This window comes from Dolichospermum sp. LEGE 00240, from assembly GCF_015207875.1.
GTDB classification, from domain to species: domain Bacteria; phylum Cyanobacteriota; class Cyanobacteriia; order Cyanobacteriales; family Nostocaceae; genus Dolichospermum; species Dolichospermum gracile.
The window spans coordinates 1-18,457 of record NZ_JADEVZ010000054.1 but is presented as its reverse complement, the minus strand read 5'-3'; the positions used below and the strand labels follow the sequence as shown (position 1 = coordinate 18,457).

The window sequence follows — 18,457 nt, the reverse complement described above, 5'->3', positions numbered from 1 at the left end:
GTGGGGTTTCCCCACCCAGTTTCCCCACTCCTACCTTAAACCCCTTTTTGATGTCTGACTTCAACAACTGTATGCACATTCCCGCGAGGGGTAAAATCTGTTTTCACAGTGATTGCTAAAGGATCACAAGCTGCAACAACATCATCTAAAATTTGATTGGCTGTTTCTTCATGGGAGATATAGCGATCGCGGTAGCTGTTAATATAAAGCTTGAGCGCCTTCAACTCTACTACCTTTTCATCGGGAATGTATGTAATATAAATAGTCGCAAAGTCAGGATAACCGGAAAAAGGACATTTACAAGTAAATTCTGGTAAAGTAATATTGATATCATAGCGTCGCCCAATGCGGGGGTTAGGAAATGTAATTAATTTCCCTTCCGCAATTTCGCGTTCACCATATTTTTCTGGAGTTGCTGGAGATACAGTTTCAGGTGCAAAGTTACTCATTATGTTAATAAAAAGAAATGCAGAGGTTCACAATTATTAACTTAACAGTTTTTAACATTTAAAACTTAATTTTAAGTTAGTCCACGCAGGTGGACTTTGCTTGTGTAGTAGCGATTTATCATCGCCAGCAACTTTGAACACTTACTCAATTTCTTTTTCCCAGTCTGGACAACTTTCATCATCCCAACCATGAGGGTGCATAGCACAGACTAGCAAATTACCACTGTAAACTTGTCCGTGATAGTGACCACAACCAATACAAGCAGCATTTTTTTCGAGTGTAGCTTCTACTGTGTATGGAAAACCAGGATCTATATCTTCGGAAATATCCCCTAATTCCCAATAAATTTCCAAAAATGGTTCGGTCAAGTCCTGTAAAAACTGTTCGTGCAAAGTAGCGAAGGTATCAATATCAGCCACCAATGCGTTTTGTACTTCTTCAGTAATCTCTTCCGTAATCTCAAAAAAAGCGTCTACCATATCATTTATTTCTAGGAAGAACTGCCCTACTTCATCAGTCACGGCTTCAATCATGCCTATTAAGTCTTTTTGCCACTGTTCCATAACTTATACTCTAAAAGGCTAAAAACATGACGCTTCAGACCGCTTGACTGGAAGCTATGGAGTTTACGGTTGGTAATTACAACTCAAACCATCTTGGGTACAGCGTCATTTTTCGAGATTAAAAGAATTAAATGTTTCTGACACCCAAAGTAAGAAACTGTTTTTTACGGTTCACGTTGCAGCCGTTTTAACTCTTCCTGTAGTTCTAGCACTTGATTGCGTAGTTTATCTACATTATCGCCATTTTCTTTATTTTCTTTTGTCGTCTCTTTCACTGTTGGTTCTTCGTCAACCTCTAAAATTTCAATTCGACGAGGTTCAGAAGGGGCTGTTTTTTCAGGCGTTTGTCCAGATGTTGATTGCTGCTGGGCTTGCTTCATCATATCCTCGACAAAGCGGCGAGCTTCTTCTGTGTTCATCTCACCTTTGGCTACCATTTCATCTGCCAATTTTTGAAAGTGCGATCGCAGTTCGGCTAACTTCCCCCCAGCTTTTTCGCCAGCATAAGAGGCTAACCCAACGCCGAGATAAAAAGCTTTTTGTACAATATCTCCAAAACCAGGCATTGCTCCTGAAAGCTCCTACAAATAAGGCGACCCGGAGACTACGCCTACTACAAGCATCCCTTATTGCTGCTACCTTCCGGTCCTGACAAGATTTGGGCGTTGAAGTTGCATAGATCCAGGTCTCCCATCATCATAACACGAAAATTCAAAATTTGTAGATTATTCCACAACAATTCTCCATTCACAGAGTTGATAACTGACACAATCCTTCTGTACCAAGGGATTAGCCAATACTATCGGATTGAGCCGAGGGATATTATTCCCCGCCCCTCAGTAAACTACACTACAAGCGATCGCCTTATCTCCGCAGTTACTTCCTGGAGAGTTTCCAAATCAATCAGGAAACATAGGACTTACGCACTATACAAATTAACCATGATGTGAATGAACGAAAATCCGTCGTTTCAGGCTTTAGGCGATTAACTTCTGTTCAATAGCGAACTGCTTGCAGCAGCGCTTCGCCATCGCTCAAAAATAATCAAAAAATCACGTTAAAATACCCAAAACCCATACCTCATATTTGGTTGATCCTGTCAATGCGTAAGTCCTAAAACAGATTGTGTTACCACTTAGTTGTTTTGGAGGCTTTCTTGCCCCTATTTTTTACCACCTTATTTTCTCAAATTATTGCCACATTTCATCTTCAACCCTCTTGTCACCCGTTAAGGAGAAAATCCTAGACAAAACAATCTGAGTTATGTCCGCAATTTCCCAGATTTACCACCTCTTCAAGCAACGGGAGACATTCATCTGTAGCAATCATTATCAATACATCCCCTTTTTCTCAGACATAAATATAGAAATTATGTCCTAACTTTCAGATCAAACCACTTGATTTTCTTAAATTAATTCGTAAAAATACAAATAAGTCTAACATCTTGTAGGCTCTCTTGGTGACAACTTAACCTTATCCAATATCTAGAGTCCGCTTGCGCGGACTTTTTTATTTATCTGGATATTTTTGACATTTTTATCTCAGTTTTTAACTTTTCAATTTGTTGATTAAAGTATGATTCTTGATGTTTAAGTTGTTGTGCTATTGCTAATCCCTTCTGAAATGCTGTTAATGCTTGGTTATATTCTCGCCGTTCTATATATAAGTTACCAATTTGGTCATAGGCTGACATTAAACCATAAAAATTGTTAGCTAATGTTTGTGTTTCTAGAAGAATTTGGCTAGTTTCTAAAGCCGCATCTACTTGTTTTTGTGAACGATAAAAAGCAATTAATTTCTCTAGTGCTTCTCCAGCCCTAGCATATTGCTCTAATTGCCATGCTGTAGTATAAGCTGCTTGATAATTATCGAAAGCCTGTTGTTTTAATGTGGGATTTTTCTGGGCTAGATATTCATAATTTACTGCTATGGCTAATTTTAAAGGGGGAATTTCACTGAGATTTTGGTTAAGAGTATAAAGAATGACTAATTTATTTAATATATCTATTGCTGCTTGGGGTTGTTTTCCTCGCCCATAGATATAAGCTAATTGTTGTAAATATCCCAATTCATTAGTTTTATCACCCTGATTAACTGCCAAATTTAATAATTTTTGGTAAGTATTGGCAGCTTGGTTATAATCAAACCAACTTAAATATAATTCTCCAATATTCTTTAAAGTCTCTATTTCTCCAGATGAATCCTGTTGTTGTTTAACTAATGTTAAAACCTGTTCATAAGCCGATATTCCCAATTTAGGAAGACGGATTTTTTGATAAGCTTTACCCAGGAGTTGCCATAATTGTAAATCCGTACTTTTTTGTTGTCCTATCTCCTTTTGAATTAATTGTAATCGCTGACTAATATATCGCACCTCGTCCTGTTCATTTTGATTCCAGGCGATTTCTCCCACCCGTGCTAACGCTTCTATCTCAGCCAATGTACCTAAATAACGTCTTAATCGTAGTTCACGATTCCAAACCTCAAAGGCTTTCTTTCTGTCTCCTCTTTGTAGTGTCACCTGTGCCTCTTGATTTAACCCATCTAAGTCTGTCCTTAGTTTTTGCAATTCTGTTAATGTTAATTGGCGTTTATCTGGTAAATTTGGTAACAGTGGATCAGGTAAAATCATTTCTAGGGGGTTGGGGGGAAACTTATCTAGATCTTCAACTTTTTTTTCCTGAGCAAGGGTGCTAAAAATACACAAATGCCACACAATAATAGTGGTAACGATAAAAATAAAACGCTGTAGCATGGTGAGTTTACCTTGATTACACTAATTGAACGCAGCATTGCAGGTCATGGGATGACTTAATTTAGGCTATAAGCAAATATCTAGGACTTACGCATTGACAGGATCAACCAAATATGAGGTATGGGTTTTGGGCATTTTAACGTGATTTTTTGATTATTTTTGAGCGATAGCGAAGCGCTGCTGCAAGCAGTTCGCTATTGAACAGAAGTTAATCGCCTAAAGCCTGAAACGACGGATTTTCGTTCATTCACATCATGGTTAATTTGTATAGTGCGTAAGTCCTAATATCAAGCTTTTCAAGTATTCTGATTCACTGACTTTTTATTTATTTCTTCTTCTTCCTGTTATTCTGCCTTATTCCTCCTGACTACTGACTCCTTTCTTGATTAATATGAGTAAAATAATTCCGGCAATTAGTGTGAAAAACTTTAGTTTTTACTACAGCAAGCAAAAAATCCTGGAAAGTCTGTCAATGGATATTCCCCAAAATAAGATTATTGCTATTATGGGACCTAGTGGCTGTGGGAAGTCTACTTTTTTAAAGTCTCTCAACCGCATGAGCGATTTGGAGGGAGAAGTCCACACAGAAGGGAAAGTAGAGTTTTTTGGGCAAAATATTTATGAGAGACGGATTAATCTCAATCGTCTCCGTCGTCAAATTAGTACAATTTATTCCCAACCTAATCTTTTTCCCATGAGTATCTATGATAACGTTGCTTACGGGATTAAATTAGTTGGTTGGCGACCAAAACCAGAATTAGATGAAGTTGTGGAGTTAGCTCTTAAATCTGCGGATATTTGGGAAGAGGTCAAAAACAAGCTCTATAAGCCGGCTTTAGAACTATCTTGTGGTCAACAGCAACGACTGTGTATTGCTCGCGCTTTAGCTGTAAAACCCCAAGTTATTCTCATGGATGAGCTTTGTTGTGGACTTGATCCCATCAGTACCACAAAAATTGAAGAACTCATTGAGTGTTTGCGTTCTGAATTGACAATTATCTTTATCTCTCAAAACATCCAACAAGTCTCTCGTTTGGCTGATTTCACGGCTTTATTTCAATACAGTAAAAATCATGTGGGACAATTACGAGAGTTTGCATCAACGAAAAAAGTCTTAGCTCAAGCTACAGATTATCGTACCCGCGATTATGCAACCAGTTATTCCCGCTAGTACCGCAAGGCGGAAGTCAAAAGTCAAAAGTCAAAATGAAGACATTATAGGGTTTTGGAGGACTTAGAATGGTTGGTTTATTTACGCCGTTTTGTACTAGTTATAGCAGGAATCAAGGAGTCAGGAGTCAGGAGTCAGGAGTCAGTCAATTATTTACCAATGACCAATGACCAATGACCAATGACCAATGACCTATTTTAAAAATGAACGCAGCAGGAAAAAACTAGCAATGGATTTAGCATCTACAGGTTCTCCTACCAAAATGGCTTTTTCCAATTCTTCAGGAGTTAGTAATACTATTTCGATATCTTCATCTTCGTCTTGTGCTGGTGGTGTTTCTAGCTTTTCTAAATCTCTGGCAATAAAAGCATAGATAATTTCATCAGAATAACCGGGAGCAAGGAAAAATTCTCCTAATTTATCCCACCGGCGACCATGATAGCCAGTTTCTTCTGCAATTTCCCGTTTGACTGTTTCTAAAGGATCTTCATTGGGTTCTAAAGTTCCCGCCGGAAATTCCAATAATCTTCCCTGCACTGCAAACCGATATTGACGCACAAGTACAAGTTTGCCGTCTGCGGTTATGGGTATAACCAGAGCGCCACCGGGATGACGAATACATTCCCATTCCCCTTCGGCTTTGTTGGGTAAACGCAAGCGGTTAACTTCAAAGTTGAACTTGCGTCCTTTATAAAACAAGCGTTGCTTGAGCAACTGTGGTAATTCTCTACCTAATGGCATAGTAAATTCTACCGTCTGTGAATACAGAGAACTTATACGGGGGTTTTCTGTTGTTATCAGTTCTTTTTGGATTGTAAAAATGGTAATTTTTCCACCCACTACAATAAATGTACATCATTTGTGTTGATCTCTAGTAGTAAATCTTGAATTACTCGTTGAGATATAGGGTCTATCCAATCTGGAGCAATTTCTGCTAGAGGGACTAAAACAAAGGCTCGTTCAGCCATGCGAGGATGGGGAATTTGTAGATTTGGCTGCTGTAAAATTAAGTCATCATATAATAACAAGTCTAAATCTAAAGTACGTGGCCCCCAGTGTTGCTGACGTACACGCCCAAATTTTTGTTCAATGGTGAGTAATTGGGCTAATAAGGCTTGTGGTGAAATCTGCACTGATAATATCGCGCAACCATTTAAGTAGTCTGGTTGAGTTGGGCCTATGGCTTTGGTACGATACCAACGAGATTGGGCTTGTATGGTTATGCCTGATGTTTGGGCTAAGGTTTCTAAAGCTGCTGTAAAAATGGCTAGGGAGTTACCTATGTTACTACCAAGGGCGATCGCCGTTCTAGCCGCAGTTTGTACCATTCTTTAAGACTCCTACACACCTGGGTTTTTTGAATGTGGGATGTGATGTCCACAATAAGTGCAGAAATCACACACCTACAGTTCAAATATCATCAGGATTGATACCTAATGATCTTAAGTAAGTTGCTAATTTCTCCTTTTGTTGTCGTTCTTGTTCAGCCATTTCCTCTGCTTGTTGTTGGGCTAAAGTTGCTTGTTGGGCCATTTCCTCTGCTTGTTGTTGGGCTAAAGTTGCTTGTTGGGCAATTTCCTCTGCTTGTTGTTGGGCTAAAGTTGCTTGTTGTCTTGCGTCTTCTGCTTGTAAACGAGCTTGTCTTTCAACAATAGCCCTTTCATCACCAGTTAATAGCAAATTTCCCACATCATCCCACCAACGAACCCACGGTAAACCATCATTTTCTATTAAACCTAATTCCACACCCATAGGATAAATTGGAAAATGATTACGCTCGTTTGGTTGCATCTTTTCATAACGCCCATCAACTAAGCGATAAACTTCCAGTAATGCTTTTCTCGCTTCAAAAATTGCATAAAAAGGAATATGAATTGCTTGTTCATAAACCCAGAATTTACCAGCTTTTTCTGTTTCACTCGGAGGAGTTGCGTCTCTTTCTTCTGAACCATTTCCCGAAACAAACTCAATGGCAATTAATGGTGCGACAAACTCTTTCCATAATACATAGGAACGACGATATTCTCCATTGAGAAATGGTGGTACATTAGGCACATAAAACCAATCAGGAGCTTCTGCACCTTTTTCAGGTGGTTCAGTTAAACGCCAATAAATACCGCTATCTTGACCAATACAGTAGTTTCCATCTGGATGTAGTTTCTGTAATACTGGCTCAATGGAACTGGTTAAAACTATACTTTGTGGATGCTCCTGGAAATTTTTCACGAAAGTTCCGTCTGAATCTGGTAGTTGCGTATGATCTGGTAATGTGAATTTATTGGTGTGAATGTCTTGACTTGGGGGAGTAGTGGGATTAATCACTGCTTGAGTGGTTTCCATAGTAACTCCAGGATGTAAGTAGGTTGGCGTTAAAAATTGTCGTTATGGCAAGAGGCAATAGGCACTCATGCAAGAGTGAAGAAGTTTTGAGCGATTTTACCTTTCTTCACATACCCTTAATTTTTTCTGTTGACCTAATCATATTGGTTTAATTTTAACAGTAGACACTAAAAAGTTGAAGTGTTTGAATCAGATAATTAAATTTAGCTTGATCATAGACAATCACAAGGGATTCCTAGGTCGCGCTTCGCTATCGCATTTTTTTGGGTCAAATTTGAGTGCTTGTTGCCAAGATGCGATCGCTTCTCTCCATTCTCCCTGCAATGCCGATAATTTCCCCGCTAAGGCATGAAAGTCTGCATGACTATAATACAAAGCTAAAGCTTGATTGTTGTGCATTGCTGCTTCTGAATAACGTTCTTTTGACAACAAATCCAGGGCTTGTCTGTGATACCAAATAGCTTGATCATGCAAAGTGATCAAGTCGGATAAATCGGCTTTGCAGCGTCTACAAGTTGGAGAGTGGGGAGGCAATGGAGAAGTCTGGCTGTCAGTTTCTCCCCCTTGCGTCCCTACTGCCCTTGTCGGACGATAAATTGCTCCACAAACAGGACATTTCATAATTACTACTCTCTATTTCCTATTCATCATTCGTACTAGCGTAGTAAAGAAAATCTGAGAGTTCTTCTTGTAACTGGGATAATTCTGGACTCTTGTTAGCACTGGCATTTTCAATCTGGGCTAATAAGTCTTGTAATTCCTCTGCTTGTTCAGAATCTAGTGTGGGCAGTGTTTGTTGAGCGTGGTCTAAAAGTGCTGCTAATTCTGGAGCTATTTCTACTACTGAGATTGTTTCTTCTGTGGAGATTTCGATAGTTTCATCAACTTCAAACAAGGCATCTAAATCTGCCCTTGCTTGCTTCAATTCATGGCTAGAAAGCTTCTCAATCCCTGCATTATTGACTACTAGCGTTCCCTGTTGCCCTTTGCCTTTTTCAGTAGTAGTGACAGTGAGAATGCCATTCACGTCAAAGTCAAAGTGAACCTCAACTTGAATACCCCCTGCTGGTTTGGGTGGTAAGTTCTCGACTCTAAAATCACCTAAAGGCACATTTTCTTCAGCGATCGCATTTTCTCCCTGAAAAACTTCAATTTCTACCGCTTCTTGTTCATCAGACACGGTGTAATAAACCTGAGAGCGAGAAACGGGAACAACGCTATTGCGGGGAATAATCACACTGAAATAACCGGGCATAATTCCCATTGGAGTAGACACAGCCGCAGCAATACCCAAGGAATGGGGAATTACATCTACAAGAATGGCATCTACAGATTCACCTACCAACACCCCAGCTTGTAAAGCTGCTCCCAAGGCCACACAAAGGTCTGGTTGAATACCATCACTGGGAGTCTGTCCCAGATGTTCGGAAATCATTTCTTGAACCAGAGGAATGCGTGTCGAACCACCAACTAAGATAATTCGGTCAATATCACCGGGTAATAGGTCTGCATCGCTGAGAGCGCGGTCAATGGCCTCTAAGGTTTCTGTTAATAGAGGGCGAATCAACTTTTCCAAATCTGCTCGCGGTACTTCTGTCTCTAGATGGAGTGCGGTTTTGCCTTTAGTACCTAAAAAGGCTTCACGAATTGTGGCAAAAGCATGGGAACTCAAATCAATTTTTAACTGCTCGGCTGCTCGTAAAAGACGGGCTTGGGTGACAGCATCATCTGGTACATCCACACCATGCTGTTTACGAAATAGATCCACTAAATAAAGTTGCAACAACCTATCAAAATCGTCTCCACCCAAGCGGTTATTACCATGAGTTGCTAATACTTCTGTGACTTCGCCTGTAATTTCCACTACCGACACATCAAAAGTACCACCTCCTAAGTCATAAACCAAAACCCGTTCTGTCTCTTCGGAACGCAAATCATAAGCTAAAGCTGCTGCTGTTGGTTCGTTGATAATTTGCAGTACCTCTAAACCAGCAATCTCTCCAGCGGTTTTGGTTGCTTGGCGTTGAGCATCTGTAAAGTAAGCGGGAACTGTAATTACTGCTTGGGTAATTGTTTCTCCTAAAGCATTTTCAGCCCGTTGTTTGAGAGCGCGGAGAATAATCGCGGAAACTTCATGAGGTAAGTATTCTTTATCCCCTAAGGTGGTTTTGTGGTCAGTTCCCATCCAGCGCTTAATTGACTTCACAGTGCGTTCGGGAGCCGCGGCATATTGACGCAGTGCTTCTCGTCCCACCAGCACTTTACCCGTATCGCTAAATCCTACACAGGAGGGTAAAATTAGATCGCCATCTTCTCCTGGCAATACCCGCACCTGTCCGTTTTCGACAATTGCTACTTCGGAATTTGTTGTCCCTAAATCAATACCGACTGCTTTCATAATTCTAAATTTAAAAGTTTTTTGCCCCTGGAGCGATGCCTGCTGACTTAGCGTTGCTATCGCAAAAGCTCACACTGTATGCAATTACAAAATACCTTATTTTGGTAGCATGACGGCTTCACCATTAAGGATAATATTACAAGATATTGACCAAATAATTCATAATTCTTGGTTGGTAAGCTGTAATGCGATCGCAAAGCACTCCGTCGGAATCGCGTACCTAGGGACAGCCTGCCAAAAGTTAAGTTTCCGCTTTGACGGCTTTCTCTAAACGATTAGTTTCACCTTTTGCATCTTTGAGTAAGTCATGCCAATTGTCTGGAGGATGACCACTTTCCAGCATTTTCTGAAAAACTCGATAAGCCAGAAGTGTTACTTTCATAGGATCGCTTGGAGTTCTCATCGTTAACCCATGCGAAAACAATTATTTTACTCTCTTGATGATATCGAAAAAACAGTCGGTACTACCTGAGTTCGACATAAGATAATTTTTGGAAAACTGCCCCAAATATGAGTCTCAAACCCTGATGATCTCGTTGAAAAAATCATAACTCTGTTCGCGTAGCGTCTCCGAAGCAGAAACTCCGTTCGCGTAGCGTCTCCGAAGCAGAAACTCCTAACACCAAACTCAGGTAATGCTTTGTTATACAGCGATCGCTTGCGTTGCGGAGTAAATCGCCTTAGCAATCCCCGTAAATATTTTATCCGAAGTAAACATGGTTTAAAGCACTTTATCTGCCAGCTTTTAAAACTTGTTCGGCTGTCAGTTTGAAATTTGGGAATGTCAGCGAAGTAATGGGTTGATTTCCTCGAATCTGCTGAATTTCATACTCTCCTTGGACTAACGTACAAATGGAAAGGGTAGGTTGTTTCGGTTTCCCAATATGTCGAGTCCCACCTAAACCCGCATAATCTGCAATCCAATATTCAGGAATACCTAAAATTGCGTAGTCTTCGACTTTACGCGCATAGTCGTTTTGCCAGTTGCTACTAACTACTTCCATCACAAATTTAATCGAACTGCCCAGGGTGATGATTGATTGGTCATGCCAAAGTAGTTCTTTGGCAAGTTCATTGCGATCAATAACCATAACATCGGGTCGAAATGCTGTCATACCCAAGTTAGAAGGACGTAGTAATCCTCGCTGAAGGACAAACCAATTCAAACATAAGGCATCAATTTGGGCGCAGATTTTTGTGGTGGTAAAAGCTGAAACTTCTTCATGGTAGCCTGTTGGTTCCAAATCAAACACCTCTCCATCAATCAATTCGTAGCGGTTACTGTCACCATAACGGACGAGAAAATCGCCAAAACTGAGTAACTGCTGTTGTATTGGTATTTCGGTTGCAATGGTCATAGGTCAACTTAGCCCCATCAATATCATCACTCTAGCATTTTCGCTAAATCCATCCTTCACCGGTTTTTCAAATTCTCACACTGCTTTCGCTAGTGGCATGAATATTTCAACGGATTCAAACGGTACAGATATTTTGTCTTCTTCTGTCCGTTCAATGTCATATCTAAATTCTACATTTTCCATTCTGACCTTAAAATAATTGGATGGGCAAGCGATCGCCCTAAATTTTTTTTAAAATAGCAACAGTAGGATGTGTTAGCCTAGCGCATAATAATTACAAATTAATCATAATTAAAAGCAAAAAAGCAAGTTAAGTAACGCACTTTACAATATCTGGAATCATATTTAAGTATCTAATAGAGGCATAAGCAAAGGAATTGGGCGATCGCGGTTCTTTCTGTAAACGAGAAAATCGCTATCGAGAGTAAAAACCAGACTACTAGGGTATAGTTCCGACATTCGGACTAATTCCGCATCTGCTAAAGAAACTGGTACTGATTGATAGCGACTTAATAATGTCATTACTGTCACCAACTCCGCATCCAAATCAAACTGAATAATGATCTGTTTCTGAGCTAACAATTGCGGCAAAATTTCTCGCCCCCTTTTTACTCGTTGTAATAAAAACCAACTTTCTGAAATCACCGCTTCACAAGTTAGTAATGGGGGAGCAATTTCCTTTAATTGTTCTGTTACCCAAGTATGGTGGACATCATTGCGGTCAATTAAAGTCAGTAAAATCCCTGTGTCAACAATTACCTGATAGTGCATCACTGGCCATAGCCCTGCATATAATCAGGATTTGTTGAAAGATCGCCTGGTCCCTCCCCTGCCCCAATCGAAGCTTGAGCTACCTCAAAAAACGAGAGGGAATTTGTTTCTAGAGACGTAGTGATTGCTTCCTGACGTTTTTTCCAAAGAGATTCTACAAAGGTTAATACCTGATATTGATCTTCCGTTGGCAATACCTCTACCGTTTGTAAAATTTGTTTAGATAAGGCAGACATACTAGTTATTCCTACAAAATACACGACCTTATAATTACGACAAATATAACATCAACTTCTCCATAATAAAAGGCGAACTGCTTGCAGCAGCGCTTCGAGATCGCCCTACAGGGTATGTTACAATAACCAGAGTTATTTCTCAAACAAAATGTAATGAGACAAGTTTCAGTTTCAGAAGTAAAGGAAGATTTTGCTTACATTATGGATAGCGCCCAACAAGAACCCATTCTTGTTAAGGAACATGATCGCAATTATGTGGCTATTATTTCGATGAATGATTATGAGGATTTGGTAAAGATTAAAAATCTGCGTTTAAAAAATATATCGGCGGATTTAGGGGCGGAAGCTCAGGCAAATGGACTAACCTTAGAACTGTTAAACGAGATACTTAACAGTGATGCTTAATCGCTATGTTTTAGATACTAATGTTTTAGTTAGTGCTGTTTTATCTCCTGGTTCTACTGCTAATCTAGCTTACCAAAAAGCTCTTGAAACTGGCATTTTATTGATTTCAGTTGAAACTTTTGCCGAGTGTGAAAGTGTGAGATTTCGTTCTAAGTTTGATCGTTATATTTCTGTAGCACGTCGTCAAAAATTTTTAGCGGAATTTAGGACAGCCGCCGAGTTAGTCTCGATTCTTGAGTTAATTAATGATTGTCGAGATCCAAAGGATAACAAATATTTAGATGTAGCAATTAATGGTTCGGCAAATGTCTTAATTACAGGTGATCAAGATTTGTTGATTCTTCATCCTTATCGGGGAATATTACCAATTTTAAGTCCGTCGGATTTTGTTAGGGATGATGTTTACTGAAAAGTACCTTTAAAATTTTAACTTTTAGACGGATAGAATATGTAAATCAGCAACAGCAGGATGTGTTAGCGTAGCGTAACGCATAATAATTACTGACAGTTGCGATCGCTATTCCTGTGAGTCATAATTTTTAGGCGATCGCATCAACATCTATCTTCATAAAAGAGATCGCTATTGCTGTGAGTCGGGATTTTTAGGCGATCACTTTTGGTGAAGTGAAAGGGAAAGTGGCGATCGCACTTCATCAGAGAAAGTGATCACATTAACCCACAATGCAGGTTATCGTTTCCCATCATTGTGTTCCTTAACCCAACCAACAGGATCGGTGATCGCACTTCGGTTTTTTTCATTAAGTGGAAGGCTAAGTTATAAGCATAGTACGCCGCTTCATTTACCAAATAAGGATACAATTCTTGCGTTTCCGTGTAATTAATTACCTCTCCATCAAAGCTAATAAATAGAGGACCTCCTGGGTTAATTGCCACAAAATTCTGAATTTCGGGGTGGATAAAGGCATTCAATTCATTAAAAGAATTAAGAGGAAAATTGACTGTCATCAGCTTTTGATAAACGGTTACAAACTCTGATTGACTCGTCGTTATTCCTGAATTCCAGCGATCAAGATAATTCAAAATTTCATTAATTAGATTTTCAGTCTTTTGAAACAATGAAAAATCCAAAACACCTTGGGCAATTGGCCCCACCTCGATCGCAAAACCCAAGGGAGAAAGAGAATTTAAGAACGAAGTAGGCTGATCCTTTTCAAAGAAGCTACAAATACGGACTTCAGGGTTAATTTGGCTTAGATAAGACGCTAAACTGAGGTTAAAGGGATGGTCGTTGACTAAAATAATAGATAAACCTACGTCCGCCGTCGTCGAGTGAAGATCGAAAATACAATCAACGTTATTTGATGTGATTATCTCCTTTATTTCTTTTGCCCGTTGCTTTTCATAGATAATAGTTTCATCAGAAACAGTCTCTAAGCTCTCAATGTCAAAGCACCGATTTAAATCTTTGTCAATGAATCGAGTGCAGGCTTCTATCGCCTTGAGATTACCGAGAATGGGGGAAGCCGTAAAAGTATTGCGTTCGAGTAAATGTGGCTGTTTCAGAAATTTTTTAATCAGATAAAGACCCGTTAGTTCATTTCCATGAATACCACCGAATATGGCTGGTTGTTTGATTTTTTCAGGAGTTTGAGTCATTGCGCTTACCTTTAGAACGTTAACTAACATCAATGTAAGGTAAGCTATTGTTAATCACAACAGCAAAAATAACATGGTGGGATGTGAAAAAATACTATGAAAATCGAACATCTTGAAAATCTGATAATTTTATCCGAAGAGCTTAATTTTACAAAAGCGGCTGATCGAATTAGTCGTCAAGGTTCTTCAATTGATCAACCTCAATTAAGCAGACAGGTTAGAGCGATTGAAAAAGAGTTGGGTCAGAAAATTGGTTGTGATGATATACCTTTATTTGAAGTAACGCCAAGAAACGTACAACTAACAGAAAGAGGCGAAATATTTTTAGAGGCAGTCCGTCTTGCAATTAAATCTATTAATGAGGGAATTTATGGAATCCAGCAAGTTACTCAAGGTGAAAGGGGAAAACTGAAATTAGGAGTAATTGGTGTGATTACTCATAATTTTTTACCTGAAATTTTACAGATTTCTAAACAAAGATATCCAAAACTACAAATAGTTTTAGAAGAAATGGCCCATCCTCAAACTCAGGGGTTGCTAGACTATCAGGTTGATATTGGCTTTACCTATGCTCCTTCAAATTTTCTGTGGAATAAAGATTTGAGTTCTAACATTGTTCTAAAAGAGTCCTTGTTGCTCGTCTTGCCGAAAAAGCATCGTCTTGCTAATGTAGTTGAAATTCAGTTAACAGATATTGCTGAAGAAGATTTTATTCTACCCGCTTCTTCGACGACTCTTGGACTTACAGAGCAAATTAATATTCTTTGTCAACAATCAGGATTTACACCTAAATGTGTACAAACGGCTACTTTTGCATCAACAATTATAAGTTTAGTAGCAGGTGAAGCTGGTATCAGTTTATTACCAGAAAACACTCGATATATTCAAAGAGACGGTGTCGTTTTTCAAGAGATAAAAGAGCTATCTAAACAATTAAATGTGGTGATGTTATGGCGCAGACGTGACAAATCTCCAGTTCTAAAGAATTTTCTTGCTATTATGACAGAAATCGTTAATTCAAGAGGCATTTGAATTTTTCTCTAAAAATTGATCTTTAAGCATTCATACTGCAAATCAAGAAGTCGCTTTCTTTAAGCTGGGACGATTTCGCCACCAAGCGAGTGAGATCGCCGATCTTGTAGGTTGGGTTAAGGAACGCAACCCAATTAGGGGAAATGATAACCTCATTGTGGCTTACTGCGTACCGACTCAAGTTCGATCACCGATCTTGTAGGAGAATTATAACTCTATTTTTGGCTAATTCGTCGAGTTACTGCGATCGCTATTCCTGTAAGTCGTGATTTTTAGGCGATAGCGAACGCATTGCGTCCCGGAGCGAACTAGCGCGACCTAGGAATCGCTTGTTGTGGGGATGAAATTGGATTTATATTTGGGTTAGTATTAAATAAAGAAATCACTCAGCCAGTCATGTAAACGAATCGCTTTGTCTAAAAATTACAAGGACTTGAATAAATATGACAGTTATCTTAGAAAGAATAAAGGATAAAGTTTGGACTGATGAAGACTTTATGGCTTTAGCTGATGATGGCAATCGTTACGAAATTGTAGATGGAGAGTTGATAAACTTGGGCAATTCAGGCATGGAGCATGGGAATATTGGCATATTCCTCGGTGGGCTAATCGAGATATTTGTAAGGCAGCATAATCTTGGCGTTACTTGCGACTCTAGTACAGCATTTAAAATGAAGGGAGATAATAAGCGGTCGCCCGATATTTCTTTTGTTAGTAAAGAGCGATTGATTGGGCTAAAACGATTACCTAAAGGCTTTTTTGATGGTGCGCCCGATCTAGTTGTTGAGATTATCTCTCCAGGCAACACTTTTGACGAAATTCACAACAAGATTGAAGAATATTTTGAAAGTGGAACTAGACTGCTGTGGGTAATCCATCCTGATGAAAGATATGTGCTGGTTTACCATAGCCCTCAGCCCGATCTCCTATTGCGAGGTGATGATATTTTAGATGGAGAAGATATAATTTTAAACTTCAAGGTTGCAGTCAGCGAATTGTTTAGAACTTTGGCGTTCTAAGGGAATTGATTAGTTAGCGATAGCGAACGCATTGCGTCCCGGAGGGAACTAGCGCGACCTAGGAATCGCCAATTTATAGCATTACTTCAGTTAATAGACATCAAATTCTCAAAAGGATGACGATTTTTCCAGCGGTAAGTATTAAAGTCCCGAAAATCAACAGATAGAATCCGCCCATGCCCCAAATGTTCGGCAAGAATAATCAATGAAGCGTCCGCTAAATCCATTGGCAGAGAACTATATTGATTCATCAATTCACTGATTCTTTTCCCATCTTGAACCTTGAGATCAAAAACCTCAAAAGCACCAATTTCTAAGCTATGAATAAACGTCTGTTGAGCATTTGTGCCTGTACGTTTCAAGAGAATATGACAAGCTTCCGTAATCACACACCATGTTGTCACCAGAGGCTCATCAATCGTATCTAGAACTTCTTGAGCGAGAACATGATAATCATCACGGCGATTGATTAGTGCTATCCAAAAGCCAGAATCAACGATGACCATATTTTTCGTTAAGACTTTCAGTGAGATATTGCTTGTAATTAACCGACAAATCAGAGTCCCCTTCAGCACAACCAATCAGCCCTGATTCTCTAAGGAGTTGCAAAGGTTTTACAGGGGATTCTTGATGTAATTTTTCATAATAAAGATCGATCGCCACTTTCATAATGTCAGACACACCTTGATTTGTCCGCTGGCGAATGTAATTAAACTTACTAGCGCGATCGCTATCGAGCCTTGCATTAACCCTCATATTTTTGCTTGTCATAACTCTGTATGACAATACTATAGCTCAAAAAATTCAAAGTTAAATAGTTCTCAAGTAGTTGCCTCATAGGGCGATAGCGAAGCGCGACCTAGGAATCGCCTCAATTGTCTATCTTGCAAAAGGTTTGCTGTAGGCGATCGCTAGAAGCGATAGTTTTTAATCGGTCTCTGGTGTGAGATCGAGGTTGCGATAGATTTGCTCAATGGGAAAGTTTAAATTAATGCTTTTGAGTTCTACGGTGTCACCTGCTTGATAGTTAATAATTAACCAATCACCTGCTTCGTTTTTGTGATACAAATCCATTTCGATGCTGGTGGAACTCACTAATAAATAATCCTGTAAAACTGGATTTTTGCGGTACAGTCTAAATTTGCCACTGCGATCATAGCTTTCAGTGCTAGGAGAGAGAACTTCAACGATGAGGCAGGGATAGGTGAAATAATTTGGGGTGTTTTTGTCGCGATCGTCGCAGGTAACGCTTGCATCGGGGTAGGTATAGTTTCTGGTTTCAACAATATTAATCTTGATGTCAGAATTGCCTGCTATGCAACCGCTATTTTCTAAATGATTATCAAACATGGCAGTAAGTCTGATGGCAAGACGACCGTGATTAACGCTGCCGCCACTCATGGCGTAAACTTGACCGTTAATCAGTTCGTGTTTTTCTAGTTGCTTTTCTTCCCAAGCAAAGTATTCTTCTGGGGTAAAGTTTTCTTTAACTGCGATCATGGGGAAATTACTCTTTAGTTAGTTTTGGTACTATTTAACGGTTTACACAAACATTTTTTGCAGCAAAACTTTTTTGAATTTTTCGGCTTCTTATATCATTATGACAAAGAACAAGGCTACGCTATCGGCGATCGCTATTCCTGTGAGTTGTGATTTTCAGGCGATCGCCTCAGCAATCCGAAATTATCGACTAATCCGTGATGGTTTGTATTCATTGGGCGCACCTACTGGTACATTTGGATATTTTTGCACACTAGACTTGTAATTCAGACACCAATTGCACCATTGGATATTGAATCCATGTGTTGTAAGGTTCAAATACCTGTCTAGCCTCATGTGGATCGCGAGTTAGATCAACAAGTTTAGCAACTGCACTAGTCTTTGTTTCTTGCCAAGCATAATGGAGTTTCCAATCATGCCACTTCACGGCTCGCAAATCGTCAGCAACAAAGACCACAAAGCCTTCACGCCTAGATTTAGGGTTTTTACCAAGAAAGAAGTCCGCCATATTAATGCCATCCACAGCCAGATCGCTAGGAACTTTTGCCCCTGTAAGGGATGCTAGGGTTGGGAAAATATCAACTTCATGAACGATCTCATTAGTCACCTTACCTGCGGCGATCGCCATATAAAGTTTCATGGTTTTCTTATTTCCGATTCTTTCTGATTCTATTTTTAACGTGATGTGAACCAAAAGATCGCGTTGATATATGTATAGGACTTACGCATTGACAAAGTAGTAAAATAGTGTATTGATAAAAAGTATCATCTACTTATCAGGTATCGGACAATTAGAAAAATCAGCAAACCTTCCACAGCACAATGCAATCTGGAACATTACA

Annotated in this window: 24 protein-coding genes and 1 other RNA gene; 6 read left to right on the top strand and 19 right to left on the bottom strand. The window is 39.4% G+C overall.

The annotated features are described in order from the left end of the window. Positions 1 to 35 precede the first annotated feature (35 nt). From queF to IQ226_RS17070, 5 genes are all read right to left on the bottom strand, one after another. Positions 36 to 449 carry a preQ(1) synthase gene (queF, locus tag IQ226_RS17090; protein WP_193897220.1) on the bottom strand — a complete coding sequence of 138 codons (414 nt, stop codon included), beginning with the start codon at positions 447 to 449 and terminating at the stop codon, positions 36 to 38. Between the two features lie 141 nt (positions 450 to 590). After that, the gene (locus IQ226_RS17085; RefSeq protein WP_193897218.1) at positions 591 to 1,013 is read right to left on the bottom strand and encodes a hypothetical protein; all 423 of its coding nucleotides are present in this window, start codon (positions 1,011 to 1,013) and stop codon (positions 591 to 593) included. A gap of 164 nt (positions 1,014 to 1,177) precedes the next feature. After that, positions 1,178 to 1,579 (bottom strand): phasin family protein, encoded by a 402-nt coding sequence (locus IQ226_RS17080; protein WP_193897216.1) that lies wholly within the window; start codon positions 1,577 to 1,579, stop codon positions 1,178 to 1,180. Positions 1,580 to 1,604: 25 nt separating this feature from the next. Further along, positions 1,605 to 1,701: signal recognition particle sRNA small type (gene ffs, locus IQ226_RS17075), an RNA gene on the bottom strand. A gap of 825 nt (positions 1,702 to 2,526) precedes the next feature. Next, positions 2,527 to 3,768: a lipopolysaccharide assembly protein LapB gene (locus IQ226_RS17070; protein WP_193897214.1), complete on the bottom strand. Its 1,242-nt coding sequence runs from the start codon at positions 3,766 to 3,768 to the stop codon at positions 2,527 to 2,529. Positions 3,769 to 4,159: 391 nt separating this feature from the next. Here IQ226_RS17070 and IQ226_RS17065 point away from each other — a divergent pair, with 391 nt between their 5' ends. After that, positions 4,160 to 4,939: a phosphate ABC transporter ATP-binding protein gene (locus tag IQ226_RS17065; protein WP_193897212.1), complete on the top strand. Its 780-nt coding sequence runs from the start codon at positions 4,160 to 4,162 to the stop codon at positions 4,937 to 4,939. A gap of 192 nt (positions 4,940 to 5,131) precedes the next feature. Here the strand turns inward: IQ226_RS17065 and IQ226_RS17060 are convergent, their stop codons facing one another. The 9 genes from IQ226_RS17060 to IQ226_RS17020 form a co-directional block, all read right to left on the bottom strand. Next, positions 5,132 to 5,680: an NUDIX hydrolase gene (locus tag IQ226_RS17060; protein WP_193897210.1), complete on the bottom strand. Its 549-nt coding sequence runs from the start codon at positions 5,678 to 5,680 to the stop codon at positions 5,132 to 5,134. Between the two features lie 98 nt (positions 5,681 to 5,778). Beyond that, positions 5,779 to 6,267: a 2-amino-4-hydroxy-6-hydroxymethyldihydropteridine diphosphokinase gene (gene folK, locus IQ226_RS17055; protein ID WP_193897208.1), complete on the bottom strand. Its 489-nt coding sequence runs from the start codon at positions 6,265 to 6,267 to the stop codon at positions 5,779 to 5,781. Positions 6,268 to 6,349: 82 nt separating this feature from the next. After that, on the bottom strand, positions 6,350 to 7,279 hold the full coding sequence (locus IQ226_RS17050; RefSeq protein WP_193897206.1) for a Uma2 family endonuclease: 930 nt from the start codon (positions 7,277 to 7,279) through the stop codon (positions 6,350 to 6,352). Between the two features lie 222 nt (positions 7,280 to 7,501). Then, positions 7,502 to 7,900 (bottom strand): hypothetical protein, encoded by a 399-nt coding sequence (locus IQ226_RS17045; RefSeq protein ID WP_193897204.1) that lies wholly within the window; start codon positions 7,898 to 7,900, stop codon positions 7,502 to 7,504. A 19-nt stretch (positions 7,901 to 7,919) separates the two neighbouring features. Further along, the gene (locus IQ226_RS17040) at positions 7,920 to 9,677 is read right to left on the bottom strand and encodes an Hsp70 family protein (RefSeq protein ID WP_193897202.1); all 1,758 of its coding nucleotides are present in this window, start codon (positions 9,675 to 9,677) and stop codon (positions 7,920 to 7,922) included. 241 nt (positions 9,678 to 9,918) lie between these two features. Beyond that, the gene (locus IQ226_RS25240) at positions 9,919 to 10,059 is read right to left on the bottom strand and encodes a type II toxin-antitoxin system YhaV family toxin (RefSeq protein WP_228039516.1); all 141 of its coding nucleotides are present in this window, start codon (positions 10,057 to 10,059) and stop codon (positions 9,919 to 9,921) included. Positions 10,060 to 10,408: 349 nt separating this feature from the next. Continuing rightward, positions 10,409 to 11,035 carry a Uma2 family endonuclease gene (locus tag IQ226_RS17030; protein ID WP_193897200.1) on the bottom strand — a complete coding sequence of 209 codons (627 nt, stop codon included), beginning with the start codon at positions 11,033 to 11,035 and terminating at the stop codon, positions 10,409 to 10,411. Positions 11,036 to 11,380: 345 nt separating this feature from the next. Continuing rightward, the gene (locus IQ226_RS17025; RefSeq protein ID WP_193897198.1) at positions 11,381 to 11,806 is read right to left on the bottom strand and encodes a type II toxin-antitoxin system VapC family toxin; all 426 of its coding nucleotides are present in this window, start codon (positions 11,804 to 11,806) and stop codon (positions 11,381 to 11,383) included. After that, positions 11,806 to 12,042 carry a hypothetical protein gene (locus IQ226_RS17020; RefSeq protein ID WP_168643822.1) on the bottom strand — a complete coding sequence of 79 codons (237 nt, stop codon included), beginning with the start codon at positions 12,040 to 12,042 and terminating at the stop codon, positions 11,806 to 11,808. The genes IQ226_RS17025 and IQ226_RS17020 overlap by 1 nt, the downstream gene beginning before the upstream one ends. Positions 12,043 to 12,195: 153 nt before the next feature. Here IQ226_RS17020 and IQ226_RS17015 point away from each other — a divergent pair, with 153 nt between their 5' ends. Continuing rightward, positions 12,196 to 12,447, top strand: coding sequence for a type II toxin-antitoxin system Phd/YefM family antitoxin (locus IQ226_RS17015; RefSeq protein WP_015081441.1), 252 nt, complete (start codon positions 12,196 to 12,198; stop codon positions 12,445 to 12,447). Then, positions 12,440 to 12,856, top strand: coding sequence for a putative toxin-antitoxin system toxin component, PIN family (locus tag IQ226_RS17010; protein WP_193897196.1), 417 nt, complete (start codon positions 12,440 to 12,442; stop codon positions 12,854 to 12,856). The genes IQ226_RS17015 and IQ226_RS17010 overlap by 8 nt, the downstream gene beginning before the upstream one ends. A 257-nt stretch (positions 12,857 to 13,113) precedes the next feature. Here the strand turns inward: IQ226_RS17010 and IQ226_RS17005 are convergent, their stop codons facing one another. Further along, a complete protein-coding gene (locus IQ226_RS17005) occupies positions 13,114 to 14,064 on the bottom strand; it encodes an aspartoacylase (RefSeq protein ID WP_015081443.1) in 951 nt (316 codons plus the stop codon). Between the two features lie 96 nt (positions 14,065 to 14,160). Here IQ226_RS17005 and IQ226_RS17000 point away from each other — a divergent pair, with 96 nt between their 5' ends. Together IQ226_RS17000 and IQ226_RS16995 are read left to right on the top strand one after the other, a co-directional pair. Then, positions 14,161 to 15,096, top strand: coding sequence for a LysR family transcriptional regulator (locus IQ226_RS17000; protein WP_193897194.1), 936 nt, complete (start codon positions 14,161 to 14,163; stop codon positions 15,094 to 15,096). Between the two features lie 443 nt (positions 15,097 to 15,539). Next, a complete protein-coding gene (locus tag IQ226_RS16995; RefSeq protein WP_193897192.1) occupies positions 15,540 to 16,115 on the top strand; it encodes a Uma2 family endonuclease in 576 nt (191 codons plus the stop codon). An 86-nt stretch (positions 16,116 to 16,201) separates the two neighbouring features. On the opposite strand, the gene IQ226_RS16990 is transcribed toward IQ226_RS16995, so the two are convergent. The 3 genes from IQ226_RS16990 to IQ226_RS16980 form a co-directional block, all read right to left on the bottom strand. Continuing rightward, positions 16,202 to 16,621, bottom strand: coding sequence for a type II toxin-antitoxin system VapC family toxin (locus IQ226_RS16990; protein ID WP_027249567.1), 420 nt, complete (start codon positions 16,619 to 16,621; stop codon positions 16,202 to 16,204). Then, complete coding sequence (locus IQ226_RS16985) at positions 16,608 to 16,871, bottom strand: ribbon-helix-helix protein, CopG family (RefSeq protein ID WP_096671638.1); 264 nt, start codon at positions 16,869 to 16,871, stop codon at positions 16,608 to 16,610. Before IQ226_RS16985 ends, IQ226_RS16990 begins: the two co-directional genes overlap by 14 nt. Before the next feature lie 171 nt (positions 16,872 to 17,042). After that, the gene (locus IQ226_RS16980) at positions 17,043 to 17,615 is read right to left on the bottom strand and encodes a Uma2 family endonuclease (RefSeq protein WP_193897190.1); all 573 of its coding nucleotides are present in this window, start codon (positions 17,613 to 17,615) and stop codon (positions 17,043 to 17,045) included. A gap of 100 nt (positions 17,616 to 17,715) precedes the next feature. On the opposite strand from IQ226_RS16980, the gene IQ226_RS16975 reads away from it, so the two are divergent. Beyond that, positions 17,716 to 17,880 (top strand): hypothetical protein, encoded by a 165-nt coding sequence (locus tag IQ226_RS16975; protein WP_193897188.1) that lies wholly within the window; start codon positions 17,716 to 17,718, stop codon positions 17,878 to 17,880. On the opposite strand, the gene IQ226_RS16970 is transcribed toward IQ226_RS16975, so the two are convergent. Further along, on the bottom strand, positions 17,869 to 18,255 hold the full coding sequence (locus IQ226_RS16970) for a sulfatase/phosphatase domain-containing protein (RefSeq protein ID WP_193897186.1): 387 nt from the start codon (positions 18,253 to 18,255) through the stop codon (positions 17,869 to 17,871). The genes IQ226_RS16975 and IQ226_RS16970 overlap by 12 nt on opposite strands. Positions 18,256 to 18,457: the final 202 nt, after the last annotated feature.